Genomic DNA, 16,564 nt, shown 5'->3' with positions numbered 1-16,564 from the left:
ATGGAAGCTTTAGAGGCAAAAGCCCGTACGATTATAACGACTGATGGTGAAGTAGATGATATGAATTCATTTCTGCGTTACCTGTTATACAGCAATGAAATTGACACGGAAGGGATTGTTTTAACTAGCTCGGTTTACCATTATGCTGGGGACCTAGAAAAAGGGATTGAACCTTTTCGCTGGACTGGTGAAAGCTGGATAAATGATTTTATTGATCAATATGAAAAGGTATACAGCAATCTGTGTATTCATGCCGAAGGTTATCCGGCACCTGATCGCCTGCGTGAAATATATCATATTGGCAATATCAGCTATAAAGGTGAGATGGAAAAAGAAACAGCAGGGTCGCAATTTATTGAAAACTATTTGTTAAAAGATCAGGATCCGCGCCTGTTGTATATTCAAACGTGGGGCGGGACTAACACTACAGCACGGGCATTAAAATCTCTGGAGGAAAAATACAGCAGGACCTCTGAATGGGCAGCACTCAAGCAAAGAATTGAAGAAAAGGTTGTTTTGTACATCATTTTGGATCAGGACGAAACCTACAGTGATTATATTGCGGAAAATTGGAAAATCAAAGTGATAAATGACCGTTTCAGCTTCTGGCATTTTGCGTATCTATGGAAAAAGGTCAACAGGAACCTGACCACTCGGCTATCTAGCGACTGGAACTATGATTTGAAAAACAAATATGGACCATTATTGGAAAAATATGCCTTGATGGGCGACGGGAATATCCTGGAAGGAGAGCTGCCGGAGGAGCAGCGAGGATCGGACAGCTACTTGGCTAACAATAGTGAATATCAAAGGTATGAGTTTATTTCTGAAGGGGATTCTCCCTCTTTCTTCTATCTATTAAACAATGGATTACGCAATGATGAAGATCCATCTTATGGTGGCTGGGGCGGACGTTTCAGTGAGAAAAATCCTTATCTTTTTACCAATGATGCGTTGGATTATAATCCTTATACGCAGCAATTTGAATCGGAATATACCTTGACTCGCTGGTTGGATGATATTCAAGATGACTTTAAGGCTCGGGCACAATGGTGCGTAGCCAAACGTTTTGAAGATGCTGCCCATTATCCGATCGTTCGTTTGGAAGGTTCTTTGAATCGTCAGGTAGAACCCGGCGAAAAAGTTAGGATCACTTGTGAAGCCCAAGATCCGAATCAGCGTTCGCTGTATTACCACTGGTGGTTTTATCAAGAAGCGTCCAGCTATACCCCGATGGATAGGCTAAAGCCCAGTTATGAAGATATTGAAGGCTTCGTGATTGGTCAGTCGGCTGAATCAGTTATACAATGTCATCCGATGATTAAGCTGGAGGGTGCCAATACGCCTCAGGTCACCTGCTATGTACCAGAAGATATTAAACCAGGCCAAACGCTGCATTTAATTCTGGAGGTAACCAATGATGGAGAACATAGTCTGAAGACCTATCGTCGAATTATTTTAACAGCAAAGGAAGGATAAAAGATAATGAATACGAAAATTTCACAAAAAATGTTTAAAATTGCTCTGCTTTCAATCTCTTTACTGCTTACCTCAACCGGCTCTATTGCCATTACCGTTTCGAAAATGCAGGAGACCTTTGCTGATCGCGGAGCTACTGCGGTGGAAGCTTTAGTTACTGCTTCAAATATCACAGTCATGATCTTTGTCCTGTTAAGTGCTTTTCTTGTTCGAGCGTTAGGAACCAAGAAAACCGTTTTGCTGGGATTGTTCTTAGCAGGGGTGGCAGGGGTAGTACCGATGTTTTCAACCAACTACACAATCGTTTATATTTCCCGTTTAGTATTAGGTGCTGGACTGGGAATGTTTAACTCACTGGCAGTCAGCTTGATTAATGAATTTTATGCGGGTGATGAACGAAATAAAATGTTGGGTTACCAAAGTGCAGTGCAAAGTATTGGGCAAACCATTACAACCTTCATTGCTGGAATCTTAGTTACCTACGATTGGCACTATGCATACGGAATCTATTTCTTAGCGATTGTTTCGTTCTTGTTGTTTTCTATTTACGTGCCGGATGTTGAAAATGATGATGCTGCAGAAACAAATGAGGCAGATAAACAAACAGTAAATCGTTTCGTGATTTTGTCTAGTATTGCTTTGTTCTTTTCCTTTGGATTTTTGATGGCGATTTTCTTGAAGGCCAGTACTTTAGTTCAAGAAGCAAATTTCTCTAATCCAGCTTTTCTAGGCACTGCCTTATCCTTATTCACACTGGTTGGTTTCTTGGGTAACTTCTTATATGGACACATTGTGAAGGTAACAAAACATCTAACGTTAGTCTTTAGTTATGCTATTATGGGAATAGGATTTCTAATTGTTTCATTTGCACCAAATATGGCGATTTTCACAGTTGGATTGTTAATCAGCGGATTAGGCAGCTCAGCCTTCTTACCCTACTCGTTTGGTACCATTATGGAAAAGGCACCGAAGAATTCAGCAAATTTAGCCGTTTCGATTGCTATGGTTGGAACCAATCTAGGGTCATGGATTTCACCCTATCTGCTATCCTTTGTAGGCAGTGTGTTTAACAATACTACCGCCCAATTTTCACTGCTATTTTCTGGAGGCAGCTTTCTAGCCTTTGCTGTATTGTATTTATTAATCAGTGGTACTTTCAAGAAGGAAAATCCGGCAGCTAAAACGGCGTAAAAACTTTAAGGATGGAGGGAATGCCTCAGTGGATTATTTAAGTATTGATGTAGGGGGGACCTACATCAAATATAGTTTAGTCAATCGAGCGGGCAATCTTTTGACCGTCAAAAAAATTGAAACACCGGCAACATTGGAACAGTTTCTGGCCGATCTGTTTCAGTTGATTGGTGATGTACGAGAGCAAATCAAGGGTATCGGTATCAGTTTGCCTGGGAAGATCGATATCAAAAATGGTGTCATCTATCACGGCGGTTCCTTGGAGTACATGCATGAAGTTGGTTTGAAAGCGCTTGTTGAGGAGGAGTTTGGTATTCCCTGTGCTCTTTCAAATGATGGAAAAGCCGCAGCTCTAGCTGAATTATGGTTAGGCAATTTGAATGAAATTGAGAATGGTGCGGCAGTAGTTTTAGGGACCGGGATCGGCGGTGGGTTGATTCTTAATGGGGAACTCTTTCAGGGCAGCCATTTCCAAGCGGGTGAGTTGAGTTTTTTGATTAATTATCAGCAGCTAGAAGATCCAGAAAATTTAGTTGGTTGGCATTCTTCTGCAGTACGATTTGTTACTGAAGCTTGCAAGCTGCTAGGATTGGAAAATTTAAATGACGGTCAAGCAGTCTTTGAAGCACTGGAGCAAGGTCAAAATGACGAGTTACAAAAAATGTTTACAGATTACTGTCAAATTATTGCGCGAATCCTACTCAATCTGCAAGCTACTTTAGATATATCTCGGGTAGTGATTGGCGGCGGCATTAGTGCTCAGAATCGTCTGATTAAAGAAATCAATCAACAATACCAGCTTGCTCGTGACAATCAGCCATTGTTGAAAAGCAGTTTTGAACCATTAGAAATCCTGCCTTGTCATTTTCGCAGTGAGGCCAATTTATTAGGGGCAATCTACCAATTATTTCTACAATTGGATAACGCCTAAGAAAGCTAGAAAGAGGATGAATCAATGACAACATTTCCCAAAAATTTCTTATGGGGCGGCGCAACAGCTGCCAATCAATTAGAAGGGGCGTACGATCGCGAAGGCAAAGGATTATCTGTTGCTGATGCAATGCCTGGCGGTAAAATTCGTATGCAGGTGTTAAGCAGTGAAGAATTTGACTGGACTTTAGACTCTGAAAAATATACGTATCCCAATCATCGTGGTATTGACCATTATGATCGTTATCAGGAAGACATTGCCTTATTTGCAGAAATGGGTTTTAAGTGCTACCGTTTCTCAATTGCCTGGACGCGTATTTTTCCGAAGGGCGACGAGACGACACCAAATGAAGCAGGACTTAAGTTCTATGACAACTTGATTGATGAATGCTTGAAATACAATATTGAGCCAGTAGTAACAATTTCTCACTACGAAATGCCTTTACATTTAGCAAAGGAATACGGCGGCTGGAAAAATCGTCAGCTAATCGATTTTTACGAACGTTTTGCAAAAGTAGTGTTGGAAAGATATCAAGCGAAAGTGAAATACTGGATGACCTTCAATGAAATCAATTCAGCGTTTCATTTTCCAGCATTAAGCCAGGGGATGGTAAAAAGTACAGGTGGCGGAGAGTTTAAAAATATTGTTCAGGCTTGGCACAATCAATTCGTAGCCAGCAGCAAAGCAGTGAAAATCGGTCATGAATTAAATCCTGATTTGCAAATTGGCTGTATGATTATTTATGCAACTACCTATAGTATTGATGCAAATCCTGCGAATCAATTAGCGACCATGGTTCAAAATCAAGAGTTCAACTTCTTCTGTACCGATGTTCAAGTACGGGGAGAATATCCTGCCTACACGAAACGTATGTTAAGTGAAAGAGGAATTGCTTGGGAAGACATCGAAATCACCAATGAAGATTTGGCGTTGCTGAAAGAACACACCGTTGATTATATCGGCTTTAGTTATTACATGTCTTCAGCTATCAATGAAACCAATCCTGACAGTGAAGAAGTTGGCGGCAATTTATTAGGAGGTGTTCGCAATCCATTCTTAGAAGCCAGTGAATGGGGTTGGCAAATTGATCCAGAAGGCCTGCGCATTGCCTTAAATGAATTGTACAATCGCTATCAAAAACCACTATTTATCGTAGAGAATGGCCTGGGCGCCATTGACCAAGTTACATCAGAAGGAACGATTGAAGACGATTATCGAATTGACTATCTACGTCGTCACATCGAAGCGATGGGCGAGGCAATTGCTGACGGAGTCGACTTGATGGGCTACACACCATGGGGATGTATTGACTTAGTCAGTGCATCGACAGGTGAAATGAGCAAACGTTACGGATTCATCTACGTTGATTTAGATGACGAAGGCAAGGGAACCTTGGATCGTTCGAAGAAGAAATCTTTTGATTGGTATAAAGAAGTAATTTCGACGAATGGAGAGAAATTGTAGAAGTTAGCTTGATAAAAAGGTGATCACATTTGTCGATAGACAGATTGGGTCACCTTTTTTTGAGGAAGTTTTTTAGGCAGGGAATTCTTAGCTATTGATTAGGTGAAGCATTTTTTGTTGTACCAATAAATCATCCTTACCTTAAGTTCTGCGACCTTTTATTAACGATAGGTTTCTATTTGAGAGAGAGTGCAAAATGATTTTGCTCTGTAGGTATCTGATTAAAAAAAATTAGATGCGCTGCGTTTTCGTATAGTTTTTATAAAAAAAGTAAAATGTTCAAGATTAGGGGAAGGATGGTTGTTGTATAAAATGGAAGTAAGTAGTTACATCTGTGATCTTGTCCGTTGCTTTTCATCCTAACTTTTTAGGGGTCATTTAATCTAATTGACATATCGTTTATACAAGTATATACTTTTGGTGTGAAGGAGGTTTTCTTATGATCATTAAAGATATAGAACTGAAAAAATGGGGGAACTCACAGGGGATAAGGATAGGTAAAGAAGAACTAGCTGAAATTGGTGAATTTGATACAAATGTAACCTTCAAAATGGTCGCTGGTGATGGCAAAATCACACTGATTCCGAAAAAAGAGTATCCAACAACTTTGGATGAACTTTTTGAGGATTATGATAGTACTCCTTTGGGTAGAGAAGATAAGTATGATTGGGATGATTCTCAAGGACGGGAGATACTTTAATGATGGCTGTTGATAAGCATTTTTCGGAATTACGGCAAGGGGATATTATTTTTTTGGATTTTAATCCAACCAAAGGCGATGAGCAAAAGGGATATAGACCGTGCATAGTATTGACAAAGCCTCTCCGTTACCTTAACTATATGTTTGGAGTTGCTCCAATAACGACTAAAGCCAAGCAATTTCCTTTGCATGTTTCTCTTACTCCAGAAATGCATGTACAAGGTGAGGTCCTTCTAGAACAACATCGAATGCTGGATTTAGAGACAAGAAGCTTCAAGTTTGTTGAAAGAGCGCCAATAGATTTAGTAACAGAATGTACAATAAAGTTAAAGCTGATGTACTGAACTGTCAACGAGAAAAAAAGCCGTCAGAAATTATCCGACGGCTTTTTTACGGCTGTTGTTGTTTAAGTATAACCAATTGTAGACTGCGCCAATACTTCATCAATTGCTTCAGCTAAACGTTTCATTCCAATATCAATTTGTTCAGCTGGCATATTGGAATAATTTAGACGGAAGGTCCCTGGTACAATCTCATCACAGTAGAAGGGTTCACCTGGTACAAAGGCGACGTTGTTTTGAATACAGCGATCAAAAAGCTCTTGGGTATCAGTAATACCGGGAACTTCAATCCAGATGAACATTCCTCCCTCAGGTTGACTATAGGTCACCGTTTCAGGAAAATACTTTTTAATCGCAGCCATCATCAGATCTTTGCGTTCTTTATACAGGGCAGTAATTTTTGAAACATGCTGGTCAATGTCGTTGTTTTCAAAGAAAGCAGCTACAATATACTGCGCCAAATTATCTGAATGTAAATCAACTGACTGCTTCATAATAGTAAATTTATTGATTAATTCAAGTGGTGCAACCACCCATCCCAAACGCAGGCCTGGAGCTAGTATTTTAGAAAAAGTACTCGTATAAATTACGTGGCCTGTTTCATCAAAGGAACGAATTGCCGGTAAAGGGGTTCCTTCAAAGCGCACAGCTCCATAGGGATTATCCTCCAAAACTAACACGTCATAGTCAACTGCCAATTGCGCCAGCTTTTTCCGGCGTTCTAAAGAAAGTGTTCGCCCAGTCGGATTTTGAAAAGTTGGAATAGTGTAAATCATTTTAGTATTTGGATTCGCTTTTAGAGCTTCCTCCAGCATATCCAACTTCATTCCGTTCTCATCCATTTCCACACTTACTAAGTTTGCTTCATAGGATTTGAAGACATCTAAGGCACATAGATAAGTTGGTTGTTCTACGATAACAGTGTCGCCTTCGTTAATAAACATTTTACTGGTTAAATCCAGTACTTGTTGGGAGCCGGTGGAAATCATAATTTGTTCTTCATCAACTGCGATGCCGTCTTGTTTTAACCGTTCAACGACAATCTTTCGAAGTTCCGGTATTCCTTTCGAGCTGCCGTATTGCAGAGCAGTCATCCCTTTTTCTTGAAAGACCTGATTGGCTGCTGCCTGAATCTTCTCTACTGGAAACAGCTCTGGAGCAGGTAAACCGCCAGCAAAAGATATAATTTCCGGATTTGCAGCTACCCGCAAAAGATCGCCTACAGCATCAGTGTCACTCGTTGGTACTTTTGTTGAATAATGGTAATTCATCCATCCATCTCCCGTCGAAAATTAAATAAACATTACAAATTCAAGTATATTACATTGGAAGAATATAATGTACTGTTTTTTTGCTGCGAGCATTTCTTTTCCACTTCTTTGTTAGTATCTATTATGATGGGGTTGGATTGGGATAGGTGCGGATTTTGAATTTACCTCAAAATGAAGAGAGGGTTTTAGCATATATCTCCTGTCTTTTCGTGAAATCGGCGAAGATATTCGTGAGGAATCGCATCCTGAAAGCAGGATTATTCTCACATAGCAGCCGACTTTATCAACTGACTCCGGTTATTTGATTTGTAGCTGCTTGTAAAAACAAATGACGGGAGATCAAAAAGAAACACTGAATTGAGACATGATACTCAATCCTGTATTTTTTAGTTTCCCTGCAGTTCTAATAAATACATCATCATTAAGTCACTTACAACAAAGAAGGCATAAATCAAACCTAATCGAATTCCAAAAATTCGCCAGATTCCGAAGATTCCAATACTATAGACAATTATTTCTAAGATCAGTTTATAAATGCCAGTTAAGTGGGTGGCCGATTTTGGAGCTCCATACTTTGCCCAGACGAGGGTTATGCCGGAAGCCAATAAACAGAAGAGCACCTTTTCTGACAAAGGTTTTTGAATAAAGACTCCACTAGCCAGTCCTATCACAGTACCAATTTCCAAGATAAAACGAATGCTTAAAGTTAACCCTGCTAGTAACGTCATTTTTCTGTCTAAACCTCACGTTCTTTTTCAAATTTTACTGGGTGAAAAACCCCCTTTTCTACATAAAGGATGGTTTCAGCCGAGCGATCATTTGCTAAAGCAATTTCGACATTTCTTTTATCACTTCGTTCATAGAAAATACGTGCTTTCTCGTAAGATAGGCCACCTTGCATTTTCCGTTCAATTAAACGTTCTTCCAAGACAGCAGCATCGGCATATAAAAATACCCGATCAGCACAATATTCATGAAGTTGGTTCCAAGGTGCTTCGTCCAATAATAAATAATTACCCTCCAGCAAAATAATTTTCTCAGTAAGCTGTACCTGATCTTGGATAACATCGTGAAGCTTACGGCTATAGATGGGCCACTTATTGTCTTCCCAGCGAGCCTCAGTAAGTTTTTTCAACAGCAGTGGTACGTTAAAGGTTGACGGATGTCCTTTGTAATCTTTCATCGGAACGACTTGTCCGTCTATATCTGTTTCATGGCTGTTTAGGTAAGCTTGTTCATAATGGAAGCCATCTAATCCAAGTGTTTGAATCGGTGTGTAATCGGAACAATTCCTCGATAACTGCTCTAAGAAAAGTGCTAGGGTGGTTTTACCGCAGCCGGGAGGAGCAGCGAGAAAAATAAAAATCCGCTGTTTCTGGGTTCTTTGCAACTCGGTCCATTTCTTCAATAGTGGGTGAAAAATGGCGGCTATATTTTCTTCATCAAAGTCTGCATCAATTATTAAGTCATTGACAGTCAGTTGATAGGTTTTCAAATTTTCTCCCCCTTTATTCCTGTGGCAGTTTCGAAAGGATAATCCTTAATCCATAAATAAAGCTTTCCTCAATATTTTCCTGCAATTGGAAAGATTCTTTTCCGGTTAATGAAGAAAATCCATGAAGATAACTGCGCATCAGTCGGATAAAATGAATTTGTTCCGCTTTCGGCAGATCAAAGCCGTCTAAGATTTTTTGCAGCAGGTTCACCACTTGATTAGAGATTTGCTCAGCTTCTGTATTTTCCCAATAAATTTGTTTTTGAATGAGTTCATATTGACCAGGATGAGCAACTGCAAACTTTCTATAAGCCTGTGACATCGCAAAAAGGGCTTCTTTTTTTTCTACACCAACGCCGGCCAGTATCAGAGCTTGATAAAAATTTTCCAGACTGAAATAAGCAGCCTGTGCTAACAGGTCTTCTCGATTTTTTATATGGTTGTAGAGAGAGGGCGGTTTGATTTGCAGATTTCCGGCCACCTCCTTAAGACTAACGCCCTCCACCCCTTGTTCATCTAAAATTTTTATGGTCACATCAACTATCTCTTGTTTAGTAATCTTTTTCATCCTGCAATTTCCTTTCAGCTGTGCGAATTGCTTGGGTCATTTCGGCAACTGGATGTTCAAGCATCGTACCATGTCCGACTGCTAACAGCTTAGGCTGTAATTCCACCAATACTTTGGCACTCGCTAATGCAGTCCTAGCATCCCAAGTACCAAAAGCTGGGAAAGGGAAAAGGGGGCGAACGATACCAGCCACAGCTATACCGCCACATAGTTGGAGCGCGTCTCCTGCAATCAGCACGCCTTCGTTGTCGAGAAAAGCAACAGAACCAGGTGTATGACCAGGACAGGCAACGATCCTCAAACCTTCAATTTCTTGCTCTGGTTGAAACATAAAATCAATTGGAATCGGTTCTTTAGGTAATCCACCTTTGACTTTTTTATTCGCCTCATCTTTTAGAAGACTAAAATCACCTTCTAGCAATTTATTATCTCGGACAGAAATTCCGACTTTGACAGTGGGGAATACTTTTTTGAATTTAGCCACACCATTTACATGATCACCATGAGCATGAGTAAGGAGCAAAACCGTCACCTTTTTTTCTGTTTTCAGCTCTAGCTTGCGAACCTCTTCAATAAACAGTTTATTTCCCATGTCAATTACGACTAAACTTGTTGCTGTCTCATAGACAAAGCAATTGACTGGAAAGATTGCAGGTGTCAGTTGATACAAGTTTTTCTTTTTGATAACCTTCATGTAATTCCTCCGAAACTAATATAGATAGTTTTAAACTAATTTGATTAGTTAAAATTATACAGTACCTAGATTAAATGTCAAACAGAGGTAAAAACCTTTTTAACAGAATTTCAGGCAGAAGTCGCCCATCCTCTATAGGTGGGTGATGAATGCCTTTTTTTATTTTAGGGGGAGATGCAACTAAAAAAGATAAAAAGCTATTGCTACGCTATTTTTCGCATGATATAATCACCTAGAGAACGCACGTTCGTGTCTTCGGAACTGACAAAAAGGGTGGATATCATGGAATAACTAAAAGCCTACAAGTACCGCATCTATCCAACAGAAGAACAAGTCGTCTTCTTTGCCAAGACTTTTGGTTGTGTTCGAAAAGTCTACAACCTGATGCTGGATGAGCGGATAAAGGCTTATGCGACAATGAAGAAGGATCCTTCCAAAAAATTGAAAAAGCCTACCCCAGCCAAATACAAGAACGACTATCCCTACCTGAAAGAAGTTGATAGTCTTGCCTTAGCGAATGCCCAGCTGAATTTAGATAAGGCCTACAACAACTTCTTTCGCGATAATCGTGTCGGTTTCCCTAAATTCAAAAGCAAAAGTCATCCTGTACAAAGCTACACCACCAATAATCAACATGGCACTATTTCGCTGGTGGATAACAAATACATCAAACTACCGAAACTAAAATCCCTTGTCCGTATCAAACTTCATCGCCAACCAAAAGGAGAGCTCCGATCAGCAACAACCTCTTATCATTCAAGCGGCAAATACTACCTTTCTTTATTATGCAAAGAAGACATTCACGAGCTTCCCAAAACGAATTCGGTTATTGGCATCGATCTGGGGATTACAGACTTTGCGATTCTTTCGGATGGACAAAAGATTGATAACCATCGTTTTACCGCAGAAATGGAACGGAAGGTAACACGTGAACAGCGGAAGCTTTCTCGTCGAGCTTTACAAGCTAAGAAAGCAGGCAAAAAGCTAAGTGAAGCCAAGAACTACCAAAAACAAAAACGCAAAGTGGCAAGATTGCACGAAAAAGTCAAAAACCAACGCAACGACTTTCTAAATAAGTTAAGTACCGAACTCATTAAAAACCACGATGTGATCTGTCTCGAAGACTTACACACGAAAGATTTATTGCGGAATCATAAATTAGCCAAAAGTATCTCGGATGTCTCTTGGTCCAGCTTTGTGGCGAAACTCCAGTACAAAGCCGACTGGTATGGACGAGAAATGATCAAAGTAGCCAGGTGGTATCCATCTAGTCAACTTTGTTCCGAATGTGGACACAAGGATGGCAAGAAACCACTTCAGATTCGAGTGTGGACCTGCCCGGTTTGTCATGCCCACCATGATCGAGACATCAATGCCAGTATCAACATTCTAAACGAAGGGCTGCGCGTGCGAGCCTTTGTATAACCAAATCAAGAACCGTAGGAACTACGGGGATAGCTTGGTAAAAAAGAGCAATCGCTGCAAGCAAAGACATCTGCTGGCAAGTAAGCTCAGTTCCCAAGAAGCTCCCACTTCAAGCGTGAAGAACCGATCGGTTTAGCTAAGTGGCGGGTAGTTCACAAGTTACAAAATAGTTGGAAGGGAAGGCTGAGTTTTTAGAGATTGCCTATTTTCTCTTCTTCTTACGTTTCTTTTTCTTTTTAGGCTGAGTTAGCTTTTTAGTTTCTTCTTGTTTATGGAAAGGATTTTTAGCGTACAGTTTTTTCTGATGATCCTCAGGCCTTTTTCGCTGTCGTTTCTTTTCATTTTTTGGAACCGAAGTCGCAGCAGTTTCATTGACTGCCTCGAGGCTTTTCTCTTCTTCGACCGGGTCCACATACTTTGCTGGGTGAGTATCTTTTAAGGATCTAGGCAGGTTCGCTTCTTCTGGATTGTGAATCTCCGTTTTGTCTGCAGCGGATTTCGGCTGTTCAGTCCATACTTCTATCTTCTCTTCTTCATTCTCACTATTATAGTCGATATCAATAGTAGTGAAGCTGTTTTTAACCAACTCTGCGAAGCGACGAACCCCATTTTTCTCAAAAATTGTTAGCGTACTCAAAATAGCTAAAAGATCACAGTTTTCTTGAGTAGAATATTTACGATCCACATTGCTTAAAGTCCAGCCATGTTTTTTACCAGTTTCATCTTTAAAAACTGTCACTAAGCTTCTTTTTATAGGTGCTTCCCAGCCGCCAGAATGCAGCATTGGTAACAGCTTTTCAATATGTAAACGTGTTCGTTCAGTTGTTTGTGAAAACTCTTCATCGCTATCAAATAAGCGATTTACAACTGTTTGCCATTCGTCCTCAGAAAAATAATTGCGGAAATAGACACAGTATTTGCGTGCACTTTTAACCTTGTCACTGGTTAAAAAAAGGTCACGAATTAGATCTTTTTCAAAATTTGAAAAGTCACTAGGGGTGAAAGAATTACGTACTAAAACGGCAACAGCACACTGGATTACGTAAGACGCATCGTCACTGTTTTCCAAAAAAGAATTAAATTTTTTAGATAAATTTTCCCGCTTCATTAAAAATAATTGACGAGTTCCGAGATTTATAGTTGACATCATATCGCTCCTTAAAAAATATCTGATTTATTTAACTGAATTGTATCGATGTGTTTTAAGGATTTCAATAGATTTTTTCATACTGAGAAAAAAAGGATCAGTTTTGTCCCAAAAAAGGGACAAAATGAAACAAAAAGCTGTGATGTAAGCATTTATTTAACATCAATAGAACCTTTTATTCCTATTTACAGGGAGCTGAGCAAACATAAAGGGGAGTTGAAATGATGTCCTCCTATAAAAAAGTGAATCTGTTAATAGCCATTAAGTCCTTATGAGGGAAGAACGTAACGATAAGAAATTTGCCTCAGCATTTTATAGAATAAGCTGTATAAATGATTTACTGATAGGGGTTTAAGGAGGGATAGTCTTGCTGAACTAAACGGATTAGTTTCTTTGATAGCTGAGACTTAATACTTTCGAACTTATTGAGAAGAGGTGAAAAGGAACAAAGGAGAAGGCTGCTATCGATAGCGCTTCTCCTTCGTTGTTGTGCCTTTATTGCGAAATCCTACAGTGAAAACTCCTCATCAATAAATTCCACATGTTTTTCCTCTAGGGTCTTGGTAAGCCAAGAATGATCTATATTACCGACACTCGCTTTTTGAACCTTCTCCCGATCATTTGCGGTGATGGCCTCAGCCTGATCAATAATCTTTGCTGCATCCTTTTTGGGTATAATTACAACACCATCTCGATCGCCCAGTACAATATCGCCAGGCATAACGGTGATTCCACCGACAGAAATAGGTCCATTCACTTCGCCAGGTCCCTCCTTGTAAGAAGCTTGCGGAGTTGAGCCAGTTGCATAAATCGGACACTTTTCACGAGCTAACACATCCAAGTCACGAATCGGGCCATCAATTACAATTCCTGCTACCTTCTTATAATCGGCCAAATACTTATACATGATTTCTCCCATCAATGCACGAGAGCGATCTCCTTCATTAGAAAGAATAATGATATCGCCCTCCTGTGCCATTTTCATTGCTTGGTGCAGCATCAGGTTATCACCAGCTCTTGCTTTTACGGTTAGAGCAACTCCGCACATGTATTTCTCTGGCGAGGATTGAAGTCTGATTTCAGGTGACAAAGCAGAAGTACGCGACAGACAATCGGCGACATCCGCAGTGGGAAGCTTACCAAAGCGTTCAACCAATTTCGGATCAGCTTGGTGACGTTTCAAAAAAACACGGTTTCCGATGGACATAATAATTCCTCCTTTTAAATGCAGCTTTTGATGTGAAGATATGGACTGCGAAATTGATTTTAAAATTTACGCATATAGGTAATTGTGCACTGCTAGAAGCTGTTGTCGCAATTTTAGTTTTTGCTTCAACTGAAGGAGCCTCGCCACCAGCATCTGGTTCTATCTTTATTACTGCAGGTTTAACTGACTGTCGGCCTGAAGCTACTTTTTATCCATTGATTAAATACTTTGTTATTCCAATTACTTTGGTCGGTTGGTTGATTGCGATGGGTTACTTGCCTTTGTTTGTGTAAGGAGGAAAAAATGAGAAAAGTCATGGAAACGATCATTATCGTCGGATTTGTTCTATTTATTGCTGGCGGATTCTGTTTAGTGATGTTGCAGTTGGTGGGATTATTAGTTGGTAATAGTCATTTAATGGATCGGGCGAATCAGTGGTTTGCTTGGATATATCCATGTGCCGCGATTACTGGGATGCTTTGCTATTTGTTGTCTTATGGGAAGAAGGAAAAAGTGTCGAAGTGATTCGACGCTTTTTTAATACGTTACATGTGCTAATTTTTCAACATAGAAGATCAGTTTATCCATAGGGGATTATTCTCTCAGTATTTTCGTTACCGGAGACACAATGAGTGTCATTCTGCTGCGCATCTATCAACACCACAAAATAAAAATAGTCATAAGCGTAAACCTAGAATGGTAAAAATATCAAAGTGAAGGTGTATGAAATACAAATGGGATCGGATGAGTTGACGGTTATTTTCTAGGTTCAGTTGCTCCCATAAAGAAAAAATTTCTAGTACGTTTCTTATTGACTGGTGTGATTTATTTGTATATTTTTATGTATATGCATAAAAATAAATGATGAAGGGGATATAGGATGACTTATGCAGAAAGAAAAAGATATATAATTTATGTTTCAGCTGCTTTCATTACAGGTGCTGTACTCTATGGAGGAATAGGCTTATTCGCTTTTTTTACTGGCGGTCAGCAATCTTTTTTGCAAAGAATGTTGTTAGCAATTGGCGGAGGATTTGCGGGGGGCTACTTAATCAGCTCTATTTTGTCAGGTATTCTGCTTTTTAGCCATTATCTAGAGAAAAAATCAGTTCGCTTTAGAGTTATAACTATTGTATTTTTCATGATAACTATTCAGGTGATACTAATTGTGGGTATCTTTTTAAATATACCAATCTATCTCATTAACTTACTACAAGTGATACGAAGACGTCACATTATCGAGAAGTGATTGTGATGCAAGAGTTTTAGCAAATGACAGGAGATGTTTGAAGCAGGGAAGACTGGATATTTAACTGTTTCTGATCAGTCGAAACAGGCATCCTTTATACAAGAAAAAAGCAGACAAGAGACTCTCCCAACTCTTTTGCCTGCCGTATTATTTTATTCCCGAATTTGTCCATCACCGTAAATAATATACTTGGTAGAGGTTAGTTCAGGCAAACCCATGGGTCCACGGGCATGTAATTTTTGTGTTGAGATGCCGATTTCAGCGCCAAAACCGTACATGAAGCCGTCTGTGAAGCGGGTTGAGGCATTAATATAAACTGCAGCAGCATCGACTTCTTTTAAGAAACGTTGACCGGCTGTGTAGCTGTTAGTGATGATGGCTTCTGAGTGACCGGAGTTGTATTTATTAATATGCTGAATCGCTTCGTCCAAGGAATCAACTACCTTAACAGCTAAGGTTAGGTCTAAATACTCAGTTTCCCAATCTTCTGTTTGCGCTGGATTAGCCGATTCTAAATACTTGATTGATCTTGAACAGGCCCGTAACTCTACTTGATTAGTCAGCAGCAGTTGTTCAACCTGCGGTAAAAATTCGGCTGCTATGGTGTCGTGAACCAAAATCGTCTCAATGGAGTTACAGACTGACGGACGTTGAACCTTCGCATTTAAAATAATATTCGCGGCCATGTCCAATTGGGCAGCTTGATCCACATAGATATGGTTATTACCAGTACCCGTTTCGATCACTGGAACTGTCGCATTTTCTGTAATCCGTTTAATTAAGGAAGCACCTCCACGAGGAATCAATACGTCCAAGAATTCGTTAGCCGTCATCATTTGATTCGCTACTTCGTATGAAGTGTCATTGACAAATTGAATACAGGTGCGAGGCAGATTACAAGCTGCCAGAGCTCCTTGTAAGATAGTGACCAGCACTTCATTAGATTGGAAGGCATCCTTTCCGCCCCGCAGAATTACAGCATTACCGGTTTTAAAGCAAAGAGTTGCTGCATCAGTGGTAACGTTTGGCCGGGATTCGAAAATAATTCCGATTACCCCTAATGGGACTCGTTGCTGACCAATAAGCAGGCCGGCTTCGTTGCGCCACATTTTACCGACTTCGCCGATCGGATCAGGCAGTTCGATGACCGCTTCGATTCCTTTGGCCATGTCCTCAATTCGGGCATGCGTTAGTCGTAAACGATCTAGCATAACCTCACGGGTACCGTTTAAGGCAGCTTGTTCAAGGTCTTGCCGATTTGCTGATAGGACCCGATTGGCATGCTTTCTTAACTTATCAGCCATGACCTGTAAACAGTAATTCTTTGTTTTTGTATCTAGACCGTTTAATACAGCGGCGGCTTGTTTTGCGTTTTTTCCTAATTGCTCTATCCCACTCATCG

General features: G+C 40.1%; 17 protein-coding genes and 1 pseudogene. 10 read left to right on the top strand and 8 right to left on the bottom strand.

What is annotated here, in order from left to right:
- From IGI49_RS19680 to IGI49_RS19655, 6 genes are all read left to right on the top strand, one after another.
- A complete protein-coding gene (locus tag IGI49_RS19680) occupies positions 1 to 1,479 on the top strand; it encodes a DUF1593 domain-containing protein (RefSeq protein ID WP_429965871.1) in 1,479 nt (492 codons plus the stop codon).
- Between the two features lie 6 nt (positions 1,480 to 1,485).
- Positions 1,486 to 2,670, top strand: a complete 1,185-nt coding sequence (locus tag IGI49_RS19675) for an MFS transporter (protein WP_429965872.1) — start codon at positions 1,486 to 1,488, stop codon at positions 2,668 to 2,670.
- A gap of 28 nt (positions 2,671 to 2,698) precedes the next feature.
- Positions 2,699 to 3,601 carry an ROK family protein gene (locus tag IGI49_RS19670; RefSeq protein ID WP_429965873.1) on the top strand — a complete coding sequence of 301 codons (903 nt, stop codon included), beginning with the start codon at positions 2,699 to 2,701 and terminating at the stop codon, positions 3,599 to 3,601.
- Between the two features lie 24 nt (positions 3,602 to 3,625).
- Positions 3,626 to 5,065 (top strand): glycoside hydrolase family 1 protein, encoded by a 1,440-nt coding sequence (locus IGI49_RS19665; RefSeq protein WP_429965874.1) that lies wholly within the window; start codon positions 3,626 to 3,628, stop codon positions 5,063 to 5,065.
- 439 nt (positions 5,066 to 5,504) lie between these two features.
- The gene (locus IGI49_RS19660) at positions 5,505 to 5,765 is read left to right on the top strand and encodes an AbrB/MazE/SpoVT family DNA-binding domain-containing protein (RefSeq protein ID WP_429965875.1); all 261 of its coding nucleotides are present in this window, start codon (positions 5,505 to 5,507) and stop codon (positions 5,763 to 5,765) included.
- A complete protein-coding gene (locus tag IGI49_RS19655; RefSeq protein ID WP_429965876.1) occupies positions 5,765 to 6,109 on the top strand; it encodes a type II toxin-antitoxin system PemK/MazF family toxin in 345 nt (114 codons plus the stop codon). The genes IGI49_RS19660 and IGI49_RS19655 overlap by 1 nt, the downstream gene beginning before the upstream one ends.
- A 62-nt stretch (positions 6,110 to 6,171) precedes the next feature.
- On the opposite strand, the gene IGI49_RS19650 is transcribed toward IGI49_RS19655, so the two are convergent.
- The 5 genes from IGI49_RS19650 to IGI49_RS19630 form a co-directional block, all read right to left on the bottom strand.
- Entirely contained in the window at positions 6,172 to 7,377 is a 1,206-nt protein-coding gene (locus tag IGI49_RS19650; RefSeq protein ID WP_429965877.1) for a PLP-dependent aminotransferase family protein, read from the bottom strand.
- Positions 7,378 to 7,763: 386 nt separating this feature from the next.
- A complete protein-coding gene (locus IGI49_RS19645; RefSeq protein ID WP_429965878.1) occupies positions 7,764 to 8,105 on the bottom strand; it encodes a DUF2568 domain-containing protein in 342 nt (113 codons plus the stop codon).
- Positions 8,106 to 8,113: 8 nt separating this feature from the next.
- On the bottom strand, positions 8,114 to 8,872 hold the full coding sequence (locus IGI49_RS19640; protein WP_429965879.1) for a nucleoside/nucleotide kinase family protein: 759 nt from the start codon (positions 8,870 to 8,872) through the stop codon (positions 8,114 to 8,116).
- Between the two features lie 13 nt (positions 8,873 to 8,885).
- Entirely contained in the window at positions 8,886 to 9,440 is a 555-nt protein-coding gene (locus IGI49_RS19635) for a TetR/AcrR family transcriptional regulator (RefSeq protein WP_429965880.1), read from the bottom strand.
- Positions 9,424 to 10,134, bottom strand: coding sequence for an MBL fold metallo-hydrolase (locus IGI49_RS19630; RefSeq protein WP_429965881.1), 711 nt, complete (start codon positions 10,132 to 10,134; stop codon positions 9,424 to 9,426). The genes IGI49_RS19635 and IGI49_RS19630 overlap by 17 nt, the downstream gene beginning before the upstream one ends.
- A 291-nt stretch (positions 10,135 to 10,425) precedes the next feature.
- On the opposite strand from IGI49_RS19630, the pseudogene tnpB reads away from it, so the two are divergent.
- Positions 10,426 to 11,559: pseudogene (tnpB, locus tag IGI49_RS19625) on the top strand (IS200/IS605 family element RNA-guided endonuclease TnpB); the annotation flags it as partial.
- A gap of 202 nt (positions 11,560 to 11,761) precedes the next feature.
- Here tnpB and IGI49_RS19620 read toward each other — a convergent pair.
- Together IGI49_RS19620 and IGI49_RS19615 are read right to left on the bottom strand one after the other, a co-directional pair.
- On the bottom strand, positions 11,762 to 12,706 hold the full coding sequence (locus tag IGI49_RS19620) for a hypothetical protein (RefSeq protein WP_429965882.1): 945 nt from the start codon (positions 12,704 to 12,706) through the stop codon (positions 11,762 to 11,764).
- A 508-nt stretch (positions 12,707 to 13,214) separates the two neighbouring features.
- The gene (locus IGI49_RS19615) at positions 13,215 to 13,913 is read right to left on the bottom strand and encodes an RraA family protein (RefSeq protein ID WP_429965883.1); all 699 of its coding nucleotides are present in this window, start codon (positions 13,911 to 13,913) and stop codon (positions 13,215 to 13,217) included.
- A gap of 32 nt (positions 13,914 to 13,945) precedes the next feature.
- Between IGI49_RS19615 and IGI49_RS19610 the strand changes: the two genes are divergently transcribed.
- The 3 genes from IGI49_RS19610 to IGI49_RS19600 all read left to right on the top strand — a co-directional run bounded on the left by IGI49_RS19610 (position 13,946) and on the right by IGI49_RS19600 (position 15,162).
- Positions 13,946 to 14,206 (top strand): hypothetical protein, encoded by a 261-nt coding sequence (locus IGI49_RS19610; protein WP_429965884.1) that lies wholly within the window; start codon positions 13,946 to 13,948, stop codon positions 14,204 to 14,206.
- Between the two features lie 10 nt (positions 14,207 to 14,216).
- Positions 14,217 to 14,438 carry a hypothetical protein gene (locus tag IGI49_RS19605; protein ID WP_429965885.1) on the top strand — a complete coding sequence of 74 codons (222 nt, stop codon included), beginning with the start codon at positions 14,217 to 14,219 and terminating at the stop codon, positions 14,436 to 14,438.
- A gap of 355 nt (positions 14,439 to 14,793) precedes the next feature.
- Entirely contained in the window at positions 14,794 to 15,162 is a 369-nt protein-coding gene (locus IGI49_RS19600; RefSeq protein WP_429965886.1) for a hypothetical protein, read from the top strand.
- A gap of 152 nt (positions 15,163 to 15,314) precedes the next feature.
- On the opposite strand, the gene IGI49_RS19595 is transcribed toward IGI49_RS19600, so the two are convergent.
- Complete coding sequence (locus tag IGI49_RS19595) at positions 15,315 to 16,562, bottom strand: glutamate-5-semialdehyde dehydrogenase (protein WP_429965887.1); 1,248 nt, start codon at positions 16,560 to 16,562, stop codon at positions 15,315 to 15,317.
- Positions 16,563 to 16,564 lie beyond the last annotated feature (2 nt).

The sequence above is a fragment of the Enterococcus sp. AZ071 genome, from assembly GCF_050499065.1.
Lineage (GTDB): Bacteria > Bacillota > Bacilli > Lactobacillales > Enterococcaceae > Enterococcus_A > Enterococcus_A ferrettii.
This window is presented reverse-complemented; position numbering and strand designations above follow the sequence as displayed.